29 protein-coding genes are annotated in these 20,816 nt (G+C 35.2%); 7 read left to right on the top strand and 22 right to left on the bottom strand.

The features are described from left to right. Positions 1–58: 58 nt before the first annotated feature. The 15 genes from KBJ98_RS02155 to KBJ98_RS02225 all read right to left on the bottom strand — a co-directional run bounded on the left by KBJ98_RS02155 (position 59) and on the right by KBJ98_RS02225 (position 7,572). Positions 59–487, bottom strand: a complete 429-nt coding sequence (locus tag KBJ98_RS02155) for a hypothetical protein (RefSeq protein WP_210788045.1) — start codon at positions 485–487, stop codon at positions 59–61. A gap of 329 nt (positions 488–816) precedes the next feature. Further along, on the bottom strand, positions 817–1,047 hold the full coding sequence (locus tag KBJ98_RS02160) for a hypothetical protein (protein ID WP_210788046.1): 231 nt from the start codon (positions 1,045–1,047) through the stop codon (positions 817–819). Beyond that, positions 1,034–1,204, bottom strand: coding sequence for a hypothetical protein (locus tag KBJ98_RS02165; RefSeq protein WP_210788047.1), 171 nt, complete (start codon positions 1,202–1,204; stop codon positions 1,034–1,036). The genes KBJ98_RS02160 and KBJ98_RS02165 overlap by 14 nt, the downstream gene beginning before the upstream one ends. A gap of 82 nt (positions 1,205–1,286) precedes the next feature. Next, a complete protein-coding gene (locus KBJ98_RS02170; RefSeq protein ID WP_210788048.1) occupies positions 1,287–2,123 on the bottom strand; it encodes a DNA adenine methylase in 837 nt (278 codons plus the stop codon). Positions 2,124–2,151: 28 nt separating this feature from the next. Continuing rightward, complete coding sequence (locus KBJ98_RS02175; protein WP_210788049.1) at positions 2,152–2,544, bottom strand: hypothetical protein; 393 nt, start codon at positions 2,542–2,544, stop codon at positions 2,152–2,154. A gap of 38 nt (positions 2,545–2,582) precedes the next feature. Next, on the bottom strand, positions 2,583–4,367 hold the full coding sequence (locus tag KBJ98_RS02180; protein ID WP_210788050.1) for a hypothetical protein: 1,785 nt from the start codon (positions 4,365–4,367) through the stop codon (positions 2,583–2,585). Continuing rightward, positions 4,336–4,713 (bottom strand): hypothetical protein, encoded by a 378-nt coding sequence (locus KBJ98_RS02185; protein WP_210788051.1) that lies wholly within the window; start codon positions 4,711–4,713, stop codon positions 4,336–4,338. The genes KBJ98_RS02180 and KBJ98_RS02185 overlap by 32 nt, the downstream gene beginning before the upstream one ends. 261 nt (positions 4,714–4,974) lie before the next feature. After that, entirely contained in the window at positions 4,975–5,172 is a 198-nt protein-coding gene (locus tag KBJ98_RS02190) for a hypothetical protein (protein WP_210788052.1), read from the bottom strand. A gap of 237 nt (positions 5,173–5,409) precedes the next feature. Beyond that, the gene (locus tag KBJ98_RS02195; RefSeq protein ID WP_210788053.1) at positions 5,410–5,616 is read right to left on the bottom strand and encodes a hypothetical protein; all 207 of its coding nucleotides are present in this window, start codon (positions 5,614–5,616) and stop codon (positions 5,410–5,412) included. 5 nt (positions 5,617–5,621) lie between these two features. Beyond that, a complete protein-coding gene (locus KBJ98_RS02200; protein ID WP_210788054.1) occupies positions 5,622–5,822 on the bottom strand; it encodes a hypothetical protein in 201 nt (66 codons plus the stop codon). Between the two features lie 6 nt (positions 5,823–5,828). After that, positions 5,829–5,984 (bottom strand): hypothetical protein, encoded by a 156-nt coding sequence (locus tag KBJ98_RS02205; protein WP_210788055.1) that lies wholly within the window; start codon positions 5,982–5,984, stop codon positions 5,829–5,831. 2 nt (positions 5,985–5,986) lie between these two features. Further along, complete coding sequence (locus tag KBJ98_RS02210) at positions 5,987–6,586, bottom strand: response regulator transcription factor (RefSeq protein ID WP_210788056.1); 600 nt, start codon at positions 6,584–6,586, stop codon at positions 5,987–5,989. 67 nt (positions 6,587–6,653) lie between these two features. Next, positions 6,654–6,947, bottom strand: a complete 294-nt coding sequence (locus tag KBJ98_RS02215) for a hypothetical protein (RefSeq protein WP_210788057.1) — start codon at positions 6,945–6,947, stop codon at positions 6,654–6,656. Then, entirely contained in the window at positions 6,944–7,201 is a 258-nt protein-coding gene (locus KBJ98_RS02220; RefSeq protein ID WP_210788058.1) for a hypothetical protein, read from the bottom strand. The genes KBJ98_RS02215 and KBJ98_RS02220 overlap by 4 nt, the downstream gene beginning before the upstream one ends. Positions 7,202–7,335: 134 nt before the next feature. Then, the gene (locus KBJ98_RS02225) at positions 7,336–7,572 is read right to left on the bottom strand and encodes a hypothetical protein (RefSeq protein WP_210788059.1); all 237 of its coding nucleotides are present in this window, start codon (positions 7,570–7,572) and stop codon (positions 7,336–7,338) included. Between the two features lie 156 nt (positions 7,573–7,728). Between KBJ98_RS02225 and KBJ98_RS02230 the strand changes: the two genes are divergently transcribed. Both KBJ98_RS02230 and KBJ98_RS02235 read left to right on the top strand, forming a co-directional pair. Further along, positions 7,729–8,382, top strand: a complete 654-nt coding sequence (locus KBJ98_RS02230; RefSeq protein ID WP_210788060.1) for a hypothetical protein — start codon at positions 7,729–7,731, stop codon at positions 8,380–8,382. Positions 8,383–8,414: 32 nt separating this feature from the next. After that, positions 8,415–8,609 carry a hypothetical protein gene (locus tag KBJ98_RS02235; protein WP_210788061.1) on the top strand — a complete coding sequence of 65 codons (195 nt, stop codon included), beginning with the start codon at positions 8,415–8,417 and terminating at the stop codon, positions 8,607–8,609. Here KBJ98_RS02235 and KBJ98_RS02240 read toward each other — a convergent pair. Continuing rightward, positions 8,604–8,762 carry a hypothetical protein gene (locus KBJ98_RS02240; protein ID WP_210788062.1) on the bottom strand — a complete coding sequence of 53 codons (159 nt, stop codon included), beginning with the start codon at positions 8,760–8,762 and terminating at the stop codon, positions 8,604–8,606. The genes KBJ98_RS02235 and KBJ98_RS02240 overlap by 6 nt on opposite strands. Positions 8,763–8,829: 67 nt before the next feature. Between KBJ98_RS02240 and KBJ98_RS02245 the strand changes: the two genes are divergently transcribed. From KBJ98_RS02245 to KBJ98_RS02255, 3 genes are all read left to right on the top strand, one after another. Then, positions 8,830–9,390, top strand: coding sequence for a DUF4468 domain-containing protein (locus tag KBJ98_RS02245; protein ID WP_210788063.1), 561 nt, complete (start codon positions 8,830–8,832; stop codon positions 9,388–9,390). After that, positions 9,390–9,527 (top strand): hypothetical protein, encoded by a 138-nt coding sequence (locus tag KBJ98_RS02250; protein ID WP_210788064.1) that lies wholly within the window; start codon positions 9,390–9,392, stop codon positions 9,525–9,527. The genes KBJ98_RS02245 and KBJ98_RS02250 overlap by 1 nt, the downstream gene beginning before the upstream one ends. A gap of 155 nt (positions 9,528–9,682) precedes the next feature. Beyond that, positions 9,683–9,937, top strand: a complete 255-nt coding sequence (locus tag KBJ98_RS02255) for a GIY-YIG nuclease family protein (protein ID WP_210788065.1) — start codon at positions 9,683–9,685, stop codon at positions 9,935–9,937. A 331-nt stretch (positions 9,938–10,268) separates the two neighbouring features. On the opposite strand, the gene mtgA is transcribed toward KBJ98_RS02255, so the two are convergent. Both mtgA and KBJ98_RS02265 read right to left on the bottom strand, forming a co-directional pair. Then, positions 10,269–11,015: a monofunctional biosynthetic peptidoglycan transglycosylase gene (mtgA, locus tag KBJ98_RS02260; protein WP_210788066.1), complete on the bottom strand. Its 747-nt coding sequence runs from the start codon at positions 11,013–11,015 to the stop codon at positions 10,269–10,271. Further along, positions 11,015–12,127 carry an NAD(P)/FAD-dependent oxidoreductase gene (locus KBJ98_RS02265; protein WP_210788067.1) on the bottom strand — a complete coding sequence of 371 codons (1,113 nt, stop codon included), beginning with the start codon at positions 12,125–12,127 and terminating at the stop codon, positions 11,015–11,017. The genes mtgA and KBJ98_RS02265 overlap by 1 nt, the downstream gene beginning before the upstream one ends. Before the next feature lie 209 nt (positions 12,128–12,336). Here KBJ98_RS02265 and KBJ98_RS02270 point away from each other — a divergent pair, with 209 nt between their 5' ends. Both KBJ98_RS02270 and KBJ98_RS02275 read left to right on the top strand, forming a co-directional pair. Then, positions 12,337–14,238 carry a S9 family peptidase gene (locus KBJ98_RS02270; protein WP_210788068.1) on the top strand — a complete coding sequence of 634 codons (1,902 nt, stop codon included), beginning with the start codon at positions 12,337–12,339 and terminating at the stop codon, positions 14,236–14,238. Positions 14,239–14,343: 105 nt separating this feature from the next. Continuing rightward, entirely contained in the window at positions 14,344–16,779 is a 2,436-nt protein-coding gene (locus KBJ98_RS02275; protein ID WP_210788069.1) for an ATP-binding response regulator, read from the top strand. Here KBJ98_RS02275 and KBJ98_RS02280 read toward each other — a convergent pair. The 4 genes from KBJ98_RS02280 to accB form a co-directional block, all read right to left on the bottom strand. Further along, complete coding sequence (locus tag KBJ98_RS02280) at positions 16,772–18,118, bottom strand: sigma-54-dependent transcriptional regulator (protein WP_210788070.1); 1,347 nt, start codon at positions 18,116–18,118, stop codon at positions 16,772–16,774. The two genes, KBJ98_RS02275 and KBJ98_RS02280, sit on opposite strands and share 8 nt — an antisense overlap. 211 nt (positions 18,119–18,329) lie before the next feature. Further along, positions 18,330–18,626 (bottom strand): hypothetical protein, encoded by a 297-nt coding sequence (locus KBJ98_RS02285; protein ID WP_210788071.1) that lies wholly within the window; start codon positions 18,624–18,626, stop codon positions 18,330–18,332. A 266-nt stretch (positions 18,627–18,892) separates the two neighbouring features. Further along, entirely contained in the window at positions 18,893–20,239 is a 1,347-nt protein-coding gene (accC, locus tag KBJ98_RS02290) for an acetyl-CoA carboxylase biotin carboxylase subunit (protein WP_210788072.1), read from the bottom strand. A gap of 84 nt (positions 20,240–20,323) precedes the next feature. Beyond that, entirely contained in the window at positions 20,324–20,803 is a 480-nt protein-coding gene (gene accB / locus KBJ98_RS02295; protein WP_210788073.1) for an acetyl-CoA carboxylase biotin carboxyl carrier protein, read from the bottom strand. Between the last annotated feature and the right edge of the window lie 13 nt (positions 20,804–20,816).

Raw genomic sequence — 20,816 nt, forward strand, 5'->3', positions numbered from 1 at the left:
ATTAGCAAGCTTTCATCACTTACTCTGTTGTCGCTACTTTATTTATGGCTCATAAAAATTAAGCTTTTATAAAAACTGGAGCATAAAACCTCATAAATGATTTTTTTTGCTTTTTGGAGTATACTTCTTCTGTAAAAATCTCACTGCCTGTCGTTCCGTATAAAAAATAGATGCATTCATTATTGAGTTTTTCAGGAAGTTCAAAAGCATACATTTTTTCAGGCTTTTTAAATTCACACATAATAGCTCCAACAAACTTGAGAGTGTATTTAAATTTATCAGTTCTGATTGTTCCATTTTCCTTTCCGTTTCCGATTTGATTTATTAATTCACCTGGTTTTAATCCAAAAAATTCCTCATTCAAAAAATTAATATTTGCACCAGACATTCCAAGGCGATTAGAAACGATTTTTACCTCATAAAAAGGAAGTTTTTCTGTTTTTCTATTCATTAGCTGCAAAGGCTTTCTTTTGGTTGATTCTGGCATTTGTATTGTATGAAATTTTCAAAAATTCAATTCAGATATAAACTGATTCAGTAATACTATTGAATACTGATTATCAGTAATTTTTTTACTTAATAAAATGCTTTTTAACAAAACAGCCTCATGAATTTCGAAACTCATTGAGTGTCTTTTGTTGTCATTAATGGGCAATTCCTTGTAAAGCACTAATTGCTTATTAGTGAACTTTTTGGTTAACGAAAACAGAGTAAATCGGCTTATTATTTTTCCGGCTGTATTGTTGTTCTCTAAATAATAAATTTCCTCCAGGGCGTACCTTATTACAAATATGGTATCTGCCTTTAATTTGAAAGTCATTTGGTAAATTTGGCGATCAATTCATTTGATGAAGTATCATAAAACTGCACCACATTAGTTATTGCAAAAAGCTTACTTTTTTGAAAACGTCTTATCATTCCCTCCATAATAGTTTTTTCGGGTTTGCGGTTCTGCTTCACTGGTGAATACCAAACGGGATTACTTTCTTTACCCTTGGTTAAAATCACCATTTTTATTTTTGATTTTTCCTTTTCAAATACTGGCATCTAATTGTAATTTTAAATTCTCTATTTTATTTTGCTTGTACTCCAGAAGCCTTTTTAGCCTTTCAATTTCTTGCTTTTGTTCCTGGTGATTTTCAAGAGTAAAAAGCAAAACTTTATCGGCAGTTTTTATTTTTTCTGAAGCTGATATAGTTTCCATCTGCTGCTTTTGCCTTGGTGTAAAACTTCGGATGTAAGTGCTGTTTTTAATCATAGTAATTGAATAATAGATTATTATTTTTTTACGTAAGCAATAGCTTAAAATCGGGTTCATCATAATTCATCCAAATTACTTCTTGAACTTCACCAGAGCGAATGTTGTTTTTTTTAACTGGTAGTTTTACCTTTCTCCAATCTTTGTACAAGTCATTCATTAAGGAGCAATCATAACCACTTAGCATCGCTTTACCTTGTATATTATGTAATTTACTGGCCAGCTCAAAATGATCTTCATCGGTATATTCAAAAGCATAATCGTTATACGATTTTCGGCTTCTTTTAGAATATGGGGGATCCAAGTAGAAAAACGCTTTAGGAAAATCAGCTTTTTCAATAATTACCAATGCATCAAAATTTGTTATCTGAAAATTATTTCTGATAATTTCAGCAACTTCATGCAGTTTTTCAAGTGCATTGAACCATTTTGAAACTGTTTCGCCGCCCCGCGTGTCGCCATTCTGTTTGGCAAAATGCCAACCCTTGTTTTTTCTGCTGCAACCCAATCCAAAAAAACTTTGCCTAACTCTAACATAGAATCTCCTGGCATTTTCTATTTTATCATCGGTTTTTATCCAGCAATTGTCATACTCCTGGTTACTGCATGGAGTTAATAATAACAATCGAATTAGTTCCGGTTCATGATCTCGTAGCACTTCAAAAAAATTAGTAATATCTGAGTTGATTTCTTTTGCGGTTTTAATACACGGCCTTGGATAATTTAGCGAAACCGAAAGTGAGCCTCCAAAAACTTCTACTAAATGAGTGAAGTTTTCAGGGAAATTGGAATACAAATATTCCAACCAAGAAAATTTTCCGCCGAAATAATTAAAAGCTATTATTTTATTTTTGTGTCCGCTCATAGTTAAAAAGTAGATTATTTAAGAACATTTAAACAGTTTCGGGACCGTGTTTAATGACAAAATATAATTTGTCTGGTTCTGCTCCCCATTCTGGTTTGCCTGTACTGATTTCAATTCCAAGATGCTGCAGCTCTATTATTTTGCTAGTTTCGCCCACTTTTGGATAACCTAAAGTCATTATGTTTTTGTAAAAAGGCACAAAATCAAACATTTTAAGTTTTGATTTACAGATATGATCTATACCTTCATCTCTCATATAATCATCGTCCCAATTGTATCCTGTGCAGTAATTGAATACTTTTTTATAATCATATACCAGACGTTTGAACCAATATTGATTGATTTCCCGATAGTCCTCTGTCTTTTCTGCTTTGGTCAAATAGAACCAGTGCGATTTTAATGTTAATCTTAAATTTCTCATGTCTTAACTTTAAAAAGTAGATTATTTAAGGACAGTTTTTAAAAATCACTTAGATCGTAGCGTACAAAATCATATTTCTCGCTTGCCTTTAATGCTTTTTGCTCAATTTTTTCATGCAATTTTTGTGTGAAATCCTCAGGTAAATTTTTCTCGACGTAGTTGTACAATTCGGTTAAAGTCAGTTTGTCCTTAAAGAAATTATTAACCACTTTTTCAAATTTTTTCGAATAATTGATTGTTGCAGCTCTCTTTTTGGCCGCAGCTTCTTGTTTTTGTCTCAAAACTTCCGATTTTTCCTTGTATTTCAGGTGTTCGGAATATTTTTGCTTTGTGTACTCAAAACCAACTTCTTTGCTTGATTTTCTTGTAAAATCAAAATAATCAGAAGGGAATAATGGATTTACTGTATTGTTTTTTCGGTACCATGCCATGGCCCAGTGCAAGCGCCAGCGCATGGCTTTCATTTCACTAAAAACGTTTGATTTGTTGAATGAATTTCCTGTAAAGGCCATGAACTTGCTTAAGTAGTATTGGTTAATCGCTTTTTTCCAGCTACCAGCGTAGGGAGTGCGGCCCTTCCAAATTTTGGCGCTCATTTTAAAAATATCCTGAATACAAAGCTCGCGGTATTCCTCATTGAGCAGGGTCCCACTGTATGCTTCGCGCTCAAGGTATTCCAAACGTATAGGCTTGTAAGTATTAAATTTACCCTCAGCCAAATCTACTGCCAGTTCCTGGGGGTGAACGATCAGTTGCTGTAACTTATCCGAGAGACTGTTGGGAATATTTTCGCTTTTTGGTGAAACTTTAACACTTTCGGCCGCGGCCCCCTCAGCTGGATTTCCCTCATTGCCGACGGGTGTTCTTGTAAAGAAAATAAAAGAACCGACCGAAGGGAGACCTTTTAAAATGGTAGTTGAGTTTTCAACTTCCTTAATTTGATTTTCATTTATAAATGTTCTTGTACTTTCATTATCATTAGGAACTATTTTCCCATCCTCAGAGGTAACGTGTTGATTTTCAGCGTTGACAATTTTACCAGTTTGGAGGTCCTTCAAAACTAAAATTGTAGGATTAATATGTAATTCAACGGCTCTATTTGAGCCTGCAAAATGATACTCTGTAAACACACCAAATTCCTCAAGGCGTAGTCTATGGTTTAAAATCGTTTTTTTGCATACAGGAAGGCTAATTACCCCGTTTCTTTTGATTTTGGTAGCTTTCCATGAATTTACTTTGAAAGCCTCAAGCGGAGTCTTATCAAGAATGCCATGCATCATGTAACGCTTGTTTTTTACCATCAACTGTTGATTGTACAAGCATAGTAAATTCTGAAAAATTAGTTCAGTAGGATACTTTACAGTAATTAATTTTCGCTTTTGAATCAGCATCCCGTAGGTTTTACAAAACTCGTCTACCTTTTCGTTATACTCTGTTGGGTTCAGAACCTTGTAGCTTTTGTTTTCAAGAAAAAGCCTCGAGTATTCTTGCTGAATATCCGTAAGGTTGTTAATGTAGGAGCCGTTTTTATCTTTTTTTCGATACTGCCTAACCATCCTGTTATGATCTGCAATTAATTCGTTTTCTGCATCAGCTCTAAAGTTTTTGTGCGCAATGTATTGCCTGTAATTATCCATTGTTTGGCTAAAGGCTTCGTCAATAATTGCGGGATAAATTGCCTTTATTGGCGCCTGGTTAACAACCTTTTCTACTGCAACATCCAGCTTTATTTGTTTTGTTGCCTCGGTGGTTCCAAAGCCAAATAGTGTTGATGCAATGTTGAAAACTTTGTTATCTAAGGGTTGATTGTTCCTGGTTCTCATTCAAGATGAAGTTTAAATTTTTTAATTGCTTTCTAAGCATCGTTAGACCGGATTCTTTACAGTAAAGACGGCTTTGCATGGCTGGCAACATAATTTCTGTTATTACACAAGTTCGCCAATAATAATACTGGGCCTTTTTAGCGGTGATAATTTTCTTAAGTCGCTGCGTTTCTCTCTCAATTACTTCCTTTTTGGGGTTTGTCTCCAGATAGCGTTGTAAATCCAGCATAATCTCGTTACGCCTTATCATTCGATTGCGTTCTGATTTAGTCATTTCTTCATGATAATACTTTAGGCGATGCCTATTGTCTTCTATCAAGTGCTTGATTTGTTGTACTGTTTTCACTATCTGGAATTTAAATTTTACAAGCCCGTAGCTTTACATTGCCAAAAAGATGATAATTGTGATTCTATATCTTCAAAAAAAGTAACACAGTCCGCTTCGGGTAATTCGCTTAGTTCCTGCAATAATCTCCACATTTGCGACATTCCTGCATAAAAGGCTATCTTTCTTTCCTGTAATTAATCAGCGGGCATTACATCCGCATTCAGTCCTACTGATTCTAAGAAAAATGCAAACTGATTTTCTAGGTTTATTTTTTTCATGTTACGTTACTATTTCCTCTACAATTTTTTGATATTTTGACATAATTGGAGTTATTTTTCTCCAATTCTCTAGTCCCATACAGCGCGCTTGCTGAACGGCATCTGCTATTTGAGTTATCATTTGCCTTTTGCTTACTACTTTTTGAGCCACTGTATCCAGCGCTTTATAGGCATTGCATTTTTGAATTGTTTTTAGCATTTTTATTATTTTTTTAGTTGAATTTAACCTTTCAGCCTGGCACTATTTGTGCCAGCGCTTCTAGGGAGTTACTGCTTTTTCAGTGCAGACGGGTTCCTTTAAGCACAAAACTCATTAAGTTTTATGCCTTTGTAACAAGGGCGGGAATCGAACCCGCACACTCAACATTAATCTCTCTCATCCTTTTCCTTGCTGTGCGATAGATTCTAAAATGACGTCCTTTTGAAACTCCTCTATCTAAGTTTTCGAATCCAGGGTTTGTTTATCTTCACTTTCTTGTTTTGCTAAACGCCTTTCGCAAATCTGTCTTAAATCATCAAAGCATTGACTTATTTGCTCTTTCTCGACTTCATCAAACATCACAGACAATTGCAAAACTTCTTTTTGCCGTTGCGTTCGTTTGATATATTCAATCAAGTTGTTTTTAGAATTTATCAATGCCATAGCTGTTATATTACTGGTGGTATGATATGAACCATCCTAAATTCCTGCTCTACTTTAAATCTAAATTCAAGATTTTTAGTATTGTGATGCTCCTCTGGAACAATTGAATGAAAATCATCAACAACAAAAGTCATTGTGTTTTTAGGGAATGGAACTTCACATTTAATACATTCCTCTAAAAATTTTTCTAACTCTACTAATTTCATATGCTACTATTGTTGTAAATGAATAATTCTCTTTGAAGCTAGTATTGTGTTTACTTGCTTGATAGCAATTAGCACCTCAAAGATTCTTCTTTCTCTGCCGTATAACTCCGCATAGGTTTTGTTATTAAGCGTCCATTTTCCGTTAATGATTACTACCTCCATGACTACTGAATTATTTTGTTATCAATTAATTTTATTGCCAAACCTGTTTTTGAAGAAACATTGCATTTCTCAAAAAGGTTTTTCTTATGTGTATCAAGTGTTGATAAACTTATATTTAATTGATCTGCAATTTGTTTGTCACATAAATCAGTGGCTAACAATCTTGCAACTTCCAGTTGTCGCGGGGTAAGTACCTCACCGTCAATTTTCATTTTTTTACTATTCCAGTGCAGGCAAATACAATTGTCTGAGCAAATGAAATTATCAGCCTCTTGAAGTATCCCATCCGCACAAAAATCTGCAGTGCTATCAGCAGCACCAAAAACACAAAACGCATAGTGCTCTGTAGCTTCTTTTTGGTTTAAATGTTTCAAGGATTCTAAGGCTTTTTCATCTTTCAGCAATCGCTCAAAAACTTGCGCTCTTAATACAGGGTCGATTTCGTCAAATGAAACAGTCGTGCCATTAGTAACCGCATACACTTTTTTGGTGCTTCGATCACTAAAGAGCTCCGTAGAAAAATCTCCCTTTAACATGCCTGCTGGCAATCGATGAATTAAATTTGGATTATTGAAATCTTTTATTGTACCTTTGTTTTCCATAGTTATATGTATTTGAACGTTAATATGCTATTTGCCCAAAGTTTCCCGACTTTGGGTTTTTTTTTGACTATTTGTCTTTGTATTTTTTATAGAGTTCAACCGTAAACTTGTGAAACTTAGTTTGACTCCCGCGGCCTCTTGCTCCCTTTGTAGAAATTTTTAAAGGACAATCCTGTTTTTTCATGTCTTCTTTGATTGTTCTAATTGATAAATTGCAATGTTCAGCAACCTGGTTAATGGTTGGTTCTTCAACCTCTGACCAATCTTGACGATTGATCAAGAAATTAAACACCTTTTCTGGTATGATCACAGCCCTAAATCCTGGAGGTATTTCCGTTGTTCTTATATCTACTGTTGTCATAAACTATAAATTTCTTGTGCTAAATTATCTTTAGTATTGCGCCTGTTCTTGACAAATCGCTCCCTTAAATGATGAAATATTACCATTCTAAAAACCTCGGATGTCATGCCGTCATCAATCGCTTCTTGCTCCAGAGTTTTTATGTCAACCGGTTGGTAAAAAGTAAATTTTCCGCTTTGCATTTTTTCAGCCAATTCATTGGGAGTCATAATAAAGCCCTCCAATTTTTGCTTTAAAGAATCCGAATTTCCCATTTTTGTTTTTTTAATTGTTCCAACCAAGGAATCGAACCTTGCACCCTGGGGTGACTTTTTTCAAATTTTACAATGAAAAACCCTGTATTGGAGGCTTGTGGTATTTGCCGTCAGATAGAATTAAATATTATATTTTAAAAAACACGTTCTTTTACGTGTGATTTTTTTGCTTCTTTACATACTTCATAAAATGCATTTTCTATAGCGTCATTGCTAAAACTTCCATTAAAAACATGCTTAATTGTCGAGTCTGAGTAAGGATTTCCTTCACTATTTACAATATTTTTTTCTTCCAAAAACGCTCTAATCCTTTTAACATAGCGAGTTCCCACTGCTTTTGTGAATTCTTTTCTTTGTTTTGGCGTTATCATAGTTATCTGCTATTTGTGGATGTAATAATAATTGTACCTTTATTTTAGTTACATAACCGTTATATGTTTACAAATATACAGAGTGAACTCTGATAAACAAGCAATTTTTCAGAATATATTCTGATTTTGTTTAAACTTTTTCATAACTCACTGATAATGAATATAAAAGAAAGGCTTAGGATTTTTATAAAGCATAGTAATTTGTCGATTTCGGCTTTCGAAAAGTCTATTTCGGTATCTACAGGCTATGTTAATAATCTGAACAAAAGCATCGGAGCCGATAAATTAGACTTCATAGCAGAAAAGTATCCTCAATTAAATTTGGGCTGGTTAAGATTTGGAGAAGGCGAAATGCTGAAATCAAATTTTAATGAAGATATCAAAGATGAATACCAAGAGACAGAACCAGTAGCGAAACGACTAACAGAATTTACAGAAAAGCAAAAAATTAGCATTAAAGACTTTGCATTAAAATGCGATATCAACTATAACAACACTGCAAGTTTGCTCAAAGGCAGCCTACCACTAGGCATGGGAGTATTGCAAAAAATAAAAAAAGCTTTCCCGGAACTAAACACTGAGTGGGTACTGTTTGGCAATGGAGCAATGGACTTAAACACGCAGCCCGTAAACAACCAAAACCCGAAAGAAGTAGAGCAGCTAGAGCAAGTGAATTATTTACTTAATAGCGCACTAAGAGACAAAGACAAAACCATAAGCAGCCTAGAAAATCAAATAGCATTGCTGCAGGAATTAAAAGACATAAAAACACAGGATGTAAGTCCAGTAAAAAGTAATATGGACAGGTGATGTCCCGTGGTTAATATTTAAAAACTAAATTTATGAGCAAACAACTTATTGAACTAACAACTCACAACGGACCAATAATTATCGGAATTGCAGGCATTGCAACGATAGAACCATCAGACGAAGGAGCAAAAATTACACTATTGATCGCTCGAAGCTCCGACCTCTATCCGAAAGCAATATACACAACCGAAACATATGAGGAAGTAAAATCAAAACTAGAACTATAAAGTTCCAGTTTTGATATAATTTTCGATTTTTATTGCAACTTGAGTAATACAAGCGCTATCAACGTTAGATTTTAAGGCTAACTGTACGGCTTTTTTTCGAAGCTTTCGCGCTTCGTAATCAAAACAAAACCGAAATAGATTTTTAATTTTCATAATAGTACGTTTTAATGATTACGTAAAATTAAAATCATTTCAGAAATCAAAATAAGACAGTTTATATATGAGAAAATTACTTTGTTTATTCGTTATGGTTACCGGAATAACTTTCGGACAGGAAACTGAATTTAAACTTACAAAAGATGGCTTCACAGATTACATAGTTACAGAATGTAAAGACAAGACAGCTGCAGAAATGTATAAAAAAACATTAGACTGGATTTCTGTAACTTACAAAAACCCAAAAGAGGTAATAAAAGCACAAATTGAAAATGACTATGTCAGAATCGAAGGAGCTTCAAGTAGTTTAATTTGTTTGAACATATTAGGAATGAAAAACTGCTTTGATACTAAATATCAAATAGAAATATCATTCAAAGAAGGCAAATATAAATTTGATGTAATTGAACTTCAATATTATGTTGCCCCAGGGCAATATACTAGAGGAGGTTGGTTCCCTGAAAATTTTGAAAAAATTGATGAGTATTACAATAAAAAGGGAGAGATCAAAGGAAGGTATAAATATTACCCTGAAACAATTCCTTTATATTTCAACGTAACAAATACTAAACTTAAAGAATTTATTTTGAGCGAATCAATTCCTAGTAAAAAATCAGATTGGTAATGGCTGTAAATGAAAATGAAGATTTAGAATTGAGTTTAGAGATTTCAGAAACAAGCTCGGAACTAGTGGAAAAGCTAGAAAAAATCATTAAAAGAGAACAGAAAAAACAACGCTTTTCTGCAATTTTTCTGCAATAAAAATAGACAGTAATCCGTAACACGTTTATTAATAGCTGCTTCGAAGATTATTTATTTTTACTGGCAGGCAAGAGGTGACCGGTTCGAATCCGGTATTCTCCACTAATTGAAAATCAAGCCTCACAGAAATGTGAGGCTTTTTTAATTTAAGGCCTATGTTTTATACTTATATTATTTTTTCTAAGACTTTGGATAAATATTACACTGGATCCTGTGAAAATATTCAAAATAGACTTAATGATCATTTAAATAGTAGAAGTGCTTATACAAAAGTGGCTAAAGATTGGATATTAGTTTATTTTGAAATTTTTGATTCTCGTTCATTTGCTGTAAAAAGAGAGATGGAAATCAAAAAGAAAAAAAGTAGAAAATATATTGAGTATTTAATTGAAAATAAATCATTTGAATAGAGCGTCCCGAAAGCATTCGGGAAGGTGATCGGTTCGAATCCGATATTCTCCACAATTACAATTAAGCCTTATAGCAATGTGAGGCTTTTTTGTTTTATTGTTGTTACGTGAATACTTCATTTGAATAGAGCGTCCCGAAAGCATTCGGGAAAGTGATCGGTTCGAATCCGATATTCTCCACAATTACAATAAAGCACTTATAGTAAAATCTGTAAGTGCTTTTTTTTATACATGTTTTACACAAATTGCACACTACTACTAGCAAAACATAAAAACCGCAATAACTCAAAGTTATTGCGGTTTTTGTTTGTCTGTATTAAATTTCAAAAAATTATTTACCATAATCGATCTTGCCAACAGAGCGCATGATTCTTACGATTTTAGTTTTGCGATTGTTAATGTACGACGACGAACTTATTGCGGAATACTTTCGAGGATTAGGTAAAATTGCAGCTATTCCTGCGGCTTGTTTCGGGGTCAAGCTTGAAGCGCTTTTGCGGTACCAATGTTCGGCGGCGGCTTGAGCACCATATACTCCATTCCCCATTTCGATACTGTTTAAGTACACTTCCATGATGCGTTCTTTGCCCCAAATTAGTTCAATTAAAACAGTAAAATAAGCTTCGAGACCTTTGCGCAAATAGCTACGGCCCTGCCATAAAAAAACGTTTTTGGCCGTTTGTTGTGAAATGGTACTACCACCTTTTATTCTTCGGCCCCGTTCATTGCTTTTATAGGCTTTTTGCATGGCTACAAAATCAAAACCGTTGTGTTTTAAAAAAGTACCATCCTCGCTGGCAATCACTGCTTTTTGCAAATTCATTGACAAATTTTCAATAGGCTCCCAGTCGTGACTGAAATACACTTCTTTGTCTGAGAACTTATTTTCGATAGCACGAATGACCATTAACGGCGTAAAATAAACCGGAACAAATTTGTACAACACAACAAAGAAAATAGATATCCCAAAAAACCAAAGCAAAGCCTTCACCAAAAAATTTCTGAGTTTTGATTGCCAAGTTATCGTTTGCTTCTTGCTAGTTTGTCTTGATTTTTTTGGTGCTATTTTGGTTCCCATTATACTAAATCTGCTAATTCTGTTCCTATTAAACTGCCTATTGCTACTCCCATTCCGCCCAAACGCACGCCACAATACACATGATTTGATAGTTGCGACACAATTGGTTTTTTGCTATTTCCCATTCCCATAATGCCGCTCCAACGATGAGCAATTTCAAAGTCATATCGCGGCAAAATTACTTCTTTTAGCAATTGTTCCAATTTTTTTTGTACAATTTCTGTTTGCCCCAATTGCGTAGTGTTTTCGGTTTCAAAATCTAAGTTTCTACCGCCGCCTAACAATATTCTGTCACCAATGTTTCGGAAATAATAATAGCCTTTATCTAAATGAAAAGTTCCTTTAATATCTAAATTAGGAATAGGTTGCGTAATTAACACTTGAGCACGCGCGGGCTGTACGGCTCCTTGCGTTAGCGAATTGGCAAAACCATTGGTAGCAAATAAAAGTTTTTGAGTGAAAAAACTAAAATCGCCCAGTGCTACTTCTACTCCACTTTCTAAATCTGCATAGGCCGTAACTGTTTGTTGGTTTAGAATCAAAATATCATTTGCAATAGCTTTTTTTAGTAGTGCTTGCATCATGTTACCCGTATCTATTTGTGCTTCGAACGGATTATACACCACATAATCTTGCACGCCTTGAAACCCAAAACGATCTATTTGTTTCGCAAAAACATCTGCCTTAAAGAGCGGTCTTAAAATTTCGTTTATAAAAGGTAGCTTCGAAATACATTCTTGATAGGTACTTTCATCATCTTGTAAAAACAATTCATAACCTCCAAAAGGCTTAAAGTCGATTGCAGCATCTCCCAAATTTTTACGAAGTAGTTGCAAACCTTGCCAACGTTTTTGGATGAGTTGCATCACTTCTTCTTCGGAATGCGAATTCAAATCATCTATAATCTCCGAAATACTTCCAAAGCAGGCAAAACCAGCGTTTTTAGTACTCGCACCTTGTGGCAACATTCCTTTTTCTAAAACTAGAATTTTACTCTCTGGAAATCTTTCGCGCAAGCGCAACGCAGCATGCAAACCAACGATTCCGCTGCCTACGATGGTATAATCTACTTTTGTAAACCAATTTTTCAACTCCCAATAACTCAAATCCATTTTCGAAATTTTTTATAAAAATAATACTTTTTTGAGGCTAATTACAGGAAAGAAATTAATCTTTAACTGGAGCTTATTTACAAAAAAGTAACACATTGAACACCAATTTATTCAGCCTTGACTGTATGAATACCCACCAGAAACAGTTGATGAAGCATCTTCAATCGAAAAAAAATGGCTAATTTTAGCATCCAAAAATAATTGTTCGAATGAAAAAAATACTGCTTCTTCCTTTATTAATGTTGAGTTTAAATACTATGGCACAAAATGTAATGACACCTGAATTGCTCTGGAAATTGGGCCGCGTAACTCCATTAGGCCTATCAAAAGATGGTACAAACATAATTTACCAAGTGAGTACTCCTGATGTTGCTGCTAACAAATCAGTTAGCAAGCGATTCGCAATTCCAGTAGGTGGTGGCGTTGCTGAAGAATTAGAGTCAACAACAGCAATTTTACCCAACAAAAACATTTCACCAAACGGCCAATACATCGTTTATGACGAAGCCGTAAAGATTGAAAATGTTCATGGAAAAGATTTTTATCCCGCTTTGCAAAATTCTGATGTACAAATTTATGATGGTTTGAACTACCGTCATTGGGACAGTTGGAACGAAGGCAGCTACAACCATGTTTTTTACAAAGAAAACAAAGAAGGCGCAACGGGAATTGATATCATGAAAGGCGAAAATTTTGATAGCCCTCAAAAACCTTTTGGTGGCGACGAAGATTATATTTGGTCACCAGATAGCAAGCGCATTGTGTACGTAAGCAAGAAAAAAGCAGGTACTAATTACGCTATTTCAACCGATACTAATTTGTTTGAATACAATTTAGAAACAGGCGTAACCACCAATTTAACTGCAGAAAACAAAGGTTATGATACCGCACCACAATTTTCACCAAAAGGATATTTGACTTATTTACAAATGAAACGCGATGGTTATGAGGCGGATAAAAATGACATTATCGTTCTTTTTAATGGTGCCAAAATGAACTTAACTGCCAACTGGGACGGTAGCGTAGATAGTTTTATGTGGAGTCCGGATGGTAGCAAAGTATATTTTACAGCTGCAGTTGACGGAACCAAACAACTTTTCGAAGTCAACTTTCCGGGCGTTACAAGGATTGCCATCACAGTACGTCAAATTACTAGCGGCGCTTTTGATGTAAATGATTTGGTAGGAGTAGTTGGAGAGACAATTGTAGTTTCAAGAACGGATATGAATCATGCAGCAGAACTCTTCTCGTATCATTTCAAGAAAAAAACTTGGCAGCAACTTACAGAAGTTAACAGTGCTACATACAAATCATTACAATTAAGTACTGTCGAAAAAAGATATGTGACCACAACAGATGGCAAAAAAATGCTTGTTTGGGTTGTATTGCCACCTAATTTTGATGCCTCAAAAAAATACCCAACCTTATTGTATTGCCAAGGTGGGCCACAATCTGCCTTGACACAATTTTATTCCTACCGATGGAATTTGCAATTAATGGCTGCAAACGGCTACATTGTTGTAGCACCAAACCGTCGCGGAATGCAAGGTCATGGCGTGGAGTGGAATGAAAAAATTAGTACCGATTGGGGTGGTCAAGTAATGGATGATTACCTAGCAGCAATCGATGATGTGGCCAAAGAAAGTTATGTAGACAAAACGCGTTTGGGCTGCGTGGGTGCTAGTTATGGTGGTTATTCGGCTTTTTATTTGGCGGGAATTCACAACAACCGTTTTAAAACTTTTATTGCTCACGACGGTATCTTCAACACTCAAAGTATGTACGGCACTACTGAGGAAGTGTTTTTTACGAATTGGGATTTTGGAGGACCGTATTGGGATAAAAATAATACTGTGGCGCAAAAAGCCTACACGACTTTTAATCCTATCAATTTTGTTGACAAATGGAATGCCCCTATTTTGATTATTCAAGGTGGTAAAGATTTTAGAGTGCCAACTGGCCAAGGTCAAGAAGCGTTTCAGGCTGCACAACTACGTGGTATTAAGAGTAGATTTTTATACTTTCCCGAAGAAAACCACTGGGTACTGAAACCACAAAATGCACAAGTTTGGCAGTACGAATTTTTTAAATGGCTGAAAGAAACTTTATAAATTGGATGACTATAACCTCACTTTTTGTGGGGTTATTTTTTATATAAGAGTCACTATTTGGAATATCTTAACTTAAAAGTGTGTACTAATTTTTAACTTTGAAGAATGGATTTCAAATTAAACTACATCCCTGTTAAAGTGCTCTTGGGCTATCTCCTTTTAATACTATTATTTGGCAGCGTAGCCTGGTTTTTGTACGAAGAAAACCAGCGTTTTTCAACAACAAATAACAATCCTTCGTCAAATAACAGTGCCGTTTTACAAGTTAGTAATGTACTTGCTGATTTATACAAAACAGAAAGTATGGGTCGTGCTGCGGTACAATCCGGTAAAAATGGCGATTACAACAACTATTTGAAACAAACCAACGCACTAACAATCGCAATTGATTCGCTAAAAAAAGCTGTAAATACACCCAATCAAATAAAATTACTAGACAGTGTTCAGGTACTACTTGGTAAAAAAACCAAAAATATACTGAAGTTAAAAGCGATTAAAAGCAAATCAGAAGACGAACAAGCTGTAAGTACTGCGATAACCGATTTAACCAAAATGCAATCGTCATTGCGTAAGTTGCAATTAGAAGATTTTGTACAAAATCCCAATAAAATGGGAGACTACGAGCGAAATGTATTGAAAAAATATGTGACGTATCTCAATCAAAACATTCCCGACGATAGTACAAATACATTAAGCAAGAAAGAATCCGATTCGATTGTAAGTGTATCCAAAAAACTTTTAAATCAAGTACAAACTAAAACGAGTACCAAGAAAAAACTAGTAAGTGCCGAGGAAAAAAAATTACTGCAAAATGAATTGTCCATCTCAGATCAATTGCGTCAAGTTTTGGGCAGTATTGAAAAAGAAATTATTCGCAGCACAGCAAGCAATTATTTAAAAAGAGAAGCCTCTTTACAAAAAACAAACCGAATTGTAACCAGCGCCGCTATTATTGGTTTGATCTTAACCATGGCGTTTTTAATTGCAATTTTGAATGATTTCTCTAAATCTCAATTGTATAAAAAGCAGCTCGAAGCAGCCAACCTGAAGGCCAAAAAATTACTTCGAAGCAGAGAACAACTGATCGCTACCGTGAGCCATGATTTAAAAACACCTTTGAGTACCATCATGGGTTATTCTGAATTATTAAGTAATTCTGAACTCAGCAACAAACAAATTCATTTTGCCAAAAACATCAAAGGTTCCTCCGATTATATTGCGCAATTGGTACAAGATTTACTTGATTTTACTCAAATCGAGGCGGGAAAAATTGCCATCGAAAAAATTCCGTTTTCACTTTCTAAAAATATTCAAGAAGTAGCAGTAAGTGTTCAAGCCATTTACGCACAAAAAGATATCGAATTGAAACTCGATATTGACCCAAAATTGCAACAACCTATTTTAAGTGATCCATTTCGCTTGCGTCAAATTTTAACCAATCTGATAGGAAACGCATACAAGTTTACTGAAAAAGGAACCATCAAAATTTCGGCACAAATAGATGCAACGCATGAAAACATTCGCATTTCAGTTGCCGATAGCGGAATAGGAATTGCGACAGAAAATCAGGAAATCATTTTTGAAGAATTCACACAAGCCAATGACCAAATCGAAAAAAAATACGGAGGAACAGGTCTTGGACTAACCATTTCTAAAAAAATGGCATCCATTCTCGGCGGCGATTTACAACTAAACAGCACACTTGGCCAAGGTAGTACATTTACAATTACGTTGCCGCTACTATTTGCTCCGGTGTCAACTGAAAATCCTGAAGACAAAATAGAAATTTCAGGTGAAAAGAAAGTAGGTGTTTTAATAGACGATGACCGCAATTTATTACAACTAACAACCGAAGTTTTAAGAAACAACAACTATATTGTCTATCCTTTTCAAGAAGCCAACGAAGCCCTACTGTGGATGGAGCAGCACGACTACGACTTTATAATTACCGACATACAAATGCCCGTTATAGATGGATTTGAGCTACTCCAAAGTGTTCAAAAAAGTGCCGAATATATCACCAAAAAACAACCTATTATTGCCGTAACAGGACGCAATGACCTTGATAAAAGCTACTATCTTGATGCTGGTTTTAGTACTGTAATTTACAAGCCATACACACCTAAAATTTTGCTTAAAACCATAAGCGCTATTTTAAATCAGCGTGAAATACCTACAGCATCGACTAAAAAAGCGAGAGAAAAAACGGTTACAAAACTGTTTTCGTTAAAAGAGTTAAGAGCTTTTTTACCGGATCAGGAAGATGAATTACGAGAAATTCTTGAAAATTTCATGACTAGTTCAATAGAAAATGTAGCTCTTTTGAATAACGCGATAGAAAACAAAAATGCAGCTGAAGTGCAAAACATCGCGCATAAAATGAGTCCAATGTTCAAGCAGATAAAAGCCAACCACATCAGCACAATTTTAGATCGATTAGAAAGAGAATCCTATCATTCAATAGATGCAGTTGCCTTGGCAAATGAATTGAGCATAAAGATGAACGCTCTGTTTGTTTTACTCCAAAAAGAAATTAATTGATATTGTACAACTTCAACTTATTGTATAATGTTTTCCTGTTGATTTGAAGCAATTTAGCAGCCTCCGTTTTATTTTGATTGGTTCTAGCAAGCGCTTCAAGAATAGTTTCTTTTTCGTTTTCCGATAGAGAAAAATCAGAGTTAATCGTAGCATCCTCTTGAAAAAACTCAGCAGGCAAAGCTTCCTTTTGTACCAACTCGCCCTGCGTTAACAAAGTCGCACGCTTAATACAGTTTTGCAATTCTCTTAAATTTCCTGGCCAATTGTATTTTTGAAAAATAGAAATAACTTCAGGAGAAAATCCTAAAACGTCTTTTTGTAATTCTTGATTGGCTTTTTCCAGAAAAAAATCAGCAAAAAGCATCAAATCTTCATTTCGTTCTACCAAAGAAGGCGAATGAATTGAGAATTCATTAATTCTATGGTACAAATCTTCACGGAAATCCCCTTTTTTTACGGCCTCTCTTAAATCCTCGTTTGTAGCGGTAATGATGCGAATATCAACTGCAATTTCTTTGTTGCTGCCAACTGGCTTTATCTTGCGTTCTTGTAAAGCACGTAACAATTGTATTTGATTTTCGTATGATAAATTCCCAATTTCATCTAGAAAAACAGTTCCGTTATTAGCAGCTTCAAAAAAACCAACCTTATCTTGAATGGCGCCGGTAAAAGAACCTTTTACATGTCCAAAAAATTCACTCGCAGCCAATTCTTTTGGTATTGAACCGCAGTCGACAGCAATAAACGGAGTATCTTTTCGCGTACTATTTTGATGGATACTTTTAGCGATAACTTCTTTACCCGTTCCGCTTTCGCCAATGATAAGCACTGACATATTAGTTGGACTAACGAGCTGAATATACTCTGCTAATTTTTGAGAAGCTTTTGAAATTCCTTTTACGAAAGTTGTTGAAGGCGTACTTTGAACTTGTTTTTTAGGTTTAGTCGGAACGCTGGACAACGCTGTTTCTTCAGAAGGCTCTTGAGCTAACGCATTAGCAATTACTATTAAAACCTCTTCAGGATTAAAAGGTTTTGAAATATAATCTGTAGCGCCATTTTTAATTGCTTTCACAGCAGTATTTACATCGGCATAACCGGTCATGAGCAAAACGGGCAGATTAGGAAAGTCTGATTTTATTTCAGACAAAAGCAAAAGACCGTCGTAATCGGGTAATCGCAAATCAGAGATAACTAAATCAAAATCAGCAGACTTTAGGCAATTTTTGCCCTCGGCTGCTGAGAAAGCCGTCACTACTTCAAATGATTTTTTTGTCAAAAATTTCTCAAGAAGTTTGCAAAAAGGTACATCGTCCTCGATTAATAATATTTTAGCCATTACATTTTTTACTTTACTGCTAAAATACAGCTATTTTTGCTGTTATCAGTCTGTTTTTAAATAAAAAAAGAGAGATTATACATGTACAATCTCCCTTTTTAATAATAAAAAAACCACCCAATTATGTATCTATCTAGTCGCCATGAGCATCCGTGTGAACAGCAGCTTTCCGGTCTCTGACATTAACTATTTCATTACGATCTTTGTGATCTTATTTTTGAATCCATTTGCCATTTGCATCTGCAAAAAGATTACCTCTTTTGTCACCCAAAGTGATTTCCAATTTATACTCTTTATTAGCATTCACAAATGCTTTGTCTAAAACTGCTTCTGGATATGCCTTTTTAAGTGCTTCTTTTACGGCAGTTGGCACAACTTCTAATTTCACCTCAGTATATTCTTCTTGTAAAACAACTTCTTTACTAACTGGGTTTACTTCTACTGTGTTTGCTGCTTGAGTTGCAAAACTACCTAAAACAATTGCTGCTGATAAAATGTACTTTTTCATAATAGTTATATTTAAGTTAGTGAATAACGTTTGATGTTTAGTATAATGGAAAAATTATACCAATTCTAAAAAGCAACCTGCCATATCCATAAATACCACATTTTAAGCCATTTAAAACAAATACCGAACTACTAACCAAATAAATATATGGGTAAAACCTGTAGAGAGCTGAGTAAAAATTACCCAAAATAGAATGTTTTTATAAAGTGAATGCAAAAAAAAAACCTTGCATTGCTGCAAGGTTTAGAATATAATTATGTTCAAAATTATTCTGGAGCATTCATTTTGAATGTGTCCATAAACGCTGTGGTATAATCACCCGCAATGTATGCTGGCTCATCCATCAGTTGTCTGTGGAACGGAATTGTTGTTTTAATTCCCTCGATTACGAATTCATCTAAAGCTCTTCTCATTTTACTGATAGCCTCTTCACGAGTTTGCGCAGTTGTAATTAACTTAGCAATCATCGAATCGTAATTTGACGGAATTGTATATCCTGAATACACGTGTGTATCTAAACGTACACCGTGGCCTCCTGGCATGTGTAATGTAGTAATTTTTCCTGGAGAAGGACGGAAATCATTGTACGGATCCTCAGCATTGATACGACACTCGATAGCATGTAATTGAGGCAAGTAGTTTTTACCAGAAATTGGCACACCAGCTGCAACTAAAATTTGCTCTCTAATTAAATCATAATCGATAACTTGCTCTGTAATTGGGTGCTCCACTTGAATACGTGTATTCATTTCCATGAAGTAGAAATTACGGTGCTTATCTACTAAGAATTCAACCGTTCCAGCACCTTCGTACTTAATAAATTCGGCTGCTTTTACAGCTGCCTCTCCCATTTTTGTACGCAATTCGTCAGTCATGAATGGCGAAGGAGTTTCTTCGGTCAATTTTTGGTGACGTCTTTGTACAGAACAATCTCTTTCAGAAAGGTGACAAGCTTTACCGTAAGCATCACCTACTACTTGAATTTCGATATGACGTGGCTCCTCGATTAATTTTTCAAGATACATTCCGTCATTTCCAAACGCAGCAGCTGATTCTTGACGAGCACTTTCCCATGCTTTCAATAAATCTTCTTCTTTCCATACGGCACGCATTCCTTTTCCTCCACCTCCAGCAGTAGCTTTTAGCATTACTGGAAATCCGAACTCTCTCGCTAAGCCTAAGGCTTGTTCGTATGACTCCAAAATACCTACCGAACCTGGTACGCATGGAACTCCTGCTTCAATCATGGTTGCTTTTGCCGAAGCTTTATCACCCATTCTATCAATCATTTCAGGAGAAGCTCCAATAAATTTAATACCGTGCTCTTGGCAAATTTTAGAAAATTTAGCATTTTCAGATAAGAAACCGTATCCTGGATGAATCGCATCAGCATTCGTAATTTCTGCGGCAGCGATAATATTAGACATCTTCAAATAGGACAAGTTGCTTGGCGCTGGCCCGATACAAACTGCTTCGTCAGCAAATTTTACGTGAAGACTTTCCGCATCAGCAGTAGAGTAAACAGCAACTGTTTTAATTCCCATTTCTTTACATGTTCTGATAACACGTAATGCAATTTCGCCTCTATTTGCGATTAATATTTTTTTAAACATCTTCTTTTTTTTAAAATTACAAATTCCAATCTCCAAATTCAATCTCGTAGGATTTTATAATTTGTATATTGGAATTTTTAAAAATTATGACGGATCTACTAAGAATAATGGTTGATCAAATTCTACTGGTGACATATCGTCAACCAATACTTTTACAATTTTACCAGAAACCTCAGACTCGATTTCGTTAAATAATTTCATTGCTTCGATTACGCACAATACGTCACCTTTGGCAATTGATTTTCCTACTTCAACAAACATTGGTTTATCTGGAGATGGTTTCCTGTAAAAAGTCCCAATAATTGGCGACTTAATTGTCACATAGTTTGCATTCTCAGCTGCTGGAGCTTCTGCAGGAACTGCTGCAGGGGCTACTTGTACTGGAGCTACAGCTTGCGGAAGTGCAGCTTGAGCTGGCATTTGCTGTACATAAGTAGTCTCAGTTACATTACCTTCTAGAGTAGTTCTAATAGTGATTTTTACATCATCCATTTCTAATTTAACTTCTGCAACACCAGAATTTGCTACAAATTTGATTAGATTTTGAATTTCTTTTAAATCCATGATTATTTGTTTT

This window comes from Flavobacterium erciyesense, assembly GCF_018069925.1.
Lineage (GTDB): Bacteria > Bacteroidota > Bacteroidia > Flavobacteriales > Flavobacteriaceae > Flavobacterium > Flavobacterium erciyesense.

Coding starts and splice junctions, on each gene's coding strand:
- KBJ98_RS02200 (WP_210788054.1), bottom strand. CDS start 5,822: ATGAAATTAGTAGAGTTAGAAAAATTTTTAGAGGAATGTATTAAATGT.
- KBJ98_RS02160 (WP_210788046.1), bottom strand. CDS start 1,047: ATGCCAGTATTTGAAAAGGAAAAATCAAAAATAAAAATGGTGATTTTA.
- KBJ98_RS02230 (WP_210788060.1), top strand. CDS start 7,729: ATGAATATAAAAGAAAGGCTTAGGATTTTTATAAAGCATAGTAATTTG.
- KBJ98_RS02175 (WP_210788049.1), bottom strand. CDS start 2,544: ATGAGAAATTTAAGATTAACATTAAAATCGCACTGGTTCTATTTGACC.
- KBJ98_RS02155 (WP_210788045.1), bottom strand. CDS start 487: ATGCCAGAATCAACCAAAAGAAAGCCTTTGCAGCTAATGAATAGAAAA.
- KBJ98_RS02265 (WP_210788067.1), bottom strand. CDS start 12,127: ATGGATTTGAGTTATTGGGAGTTGAAAAATTGGTTTACAAAAGTAGAT.
- KBJ98_RS02165 (WP_210788047.1), bottom strand. CDS start 1,204: ATGGAAACTATATCAGCTTCAGAAAAAATAAAAACTGCCGATAAAGTT.
- KBJ98_RS02205 (WP_210788055.1), bottom strand. CDS start 5,984: ATGGAGGTAGTAATCATTAACGGAAAATGGACGCTTAATAACAAAACC.
- KBJ98_RS02250 (WP_210788064.1), top strand. CDS start 9,390: ATGGCTGTAAATGAAAATGAAGATTTAGAATTGAGTTTAGAGATTTCA.
- KBJ98_RS02215 (WP_210788057.1), bottom strand. CDS start 6,947: ATGACAACAGTAGATATAAGAACAACGGAAATACCTCCAGGATTTAGG.
- KBJ98_RS02275 (WP_210788069.1), top strand. CDS start 14,344: ATGGATTTCAAATTAAACTACATCCCTGTTAAAGTGCTCTTGGGCTAT.
- KBJ98_RS02180 (WP_210788050.1), bottom strand. CDS start 4,367: ATGAGAACCAGGAACAATCAACCCTTAGATAACAAAGTTTTCAACATT.
- KBJ98_RS02225 (WP_210788059.1), bottom strand. CDS start 7,572: ATGATAACGCCAAAACAAAGAAAAGAATTCACAAAAGCAGTGGGAACT.
- KBJ98_RS02190 (WP_210788052.1), bottom strand. CDS start 5,172: ATGCTAAAAACAATTCAAAAATGCAATGCCTATAAAGCGCTGGATACA.
- mtgA (WP_210788066.1), bottom strand. CDS start 11,015: ATGGGAACCAAAATAGCACCAAAAAAATCAAGACAAACTAGCAAGAAG.
- KBJ98_RS02270 (WP_210788068.1), top strand. CDS start 12,337: ATGAAAAAAATACTGCTTCTTCCTTTATTAATGTTGAGTTTAAATACT.
- KBJ98_RS02220 (WP_210788058.1), bottom strand. CDS start 7,201: ATGGGAAATTCGGATTCTTTAAAGCAAAAATTGGAGGGCTTTATTATG.
- KBJ98_RS02240 (WP_210788062.1), bottom strand. CDS start 8,762: ATGAAAATTAAAAATCTATTTCGGTTTTGTTTTGATTACGAAGCGCGA.
- accB (WP_210788073.1), bottom strand. CDS start 20,803: ATGGATTTAAAAGAAATTCAAAATCTAATCAAATTTGTAGCAAATTCT.
- KBJ98_RS02255 (WP_210788065.1), top strand. CDS start 9,683: ATGTTTTATACTTATATTATTTTTTCTAAGACTTTGGATAAATATTAC.
- accC (WP_210788072.1), bottom strand. CDS start 20,239: ATGTTTAAAAAAATATTAATCGCAAATAGAGGCGAAATTGCATTACGT.
- KBJ98_RS02285 (WP_210788071.1), bottom strand. CDS start 18,626: ATGAAAAAGTACATTTTATCAGCAGCAATTGTTTTAGGTAGTTTTGCA.
- KBJ98_RS02235 (WP_210788061.1), top strand. CDS start 8,415: ATGAGCAAACAACTTATTGAACTAACAACTCACAACGGACCAATAATT.
- KBJ98_RS02280 (WP_210788070.1), bottom strand. CDS start 18,118: ATGGCTAAAATATTATTAATCGAGGACGATGTACCTTTTTGCAAACTT.
- KBJ98_RS02245 (WP_210788063.1), top strand. CDS start 8,830: ATGAGAAAATTACTTTGTTTATTCGTTATGGTTACCGGAATAACTTTC.
- KBJ98_RS02210 (WP_210788056.1), bottom strand. CDS start 6,586: ATGGAAAACAAAGGTACAATAAAAGATTTCAATAATCCAAATTTAATT.
- KBJ98_RS02195 (WP_210788053.1), bottom strand. CDS start 5,616: ATGGCATTGATAAATTCTAAAAACAACTTGATTGAATATATCAAACGA.
- KBJ98_RS02170 (WP_210788048.1), bottom strand. CDS start 2,123: ATGAGCGGACACAAAAATAAAATAATAGCTTTTAATTATTTCGGCGGA.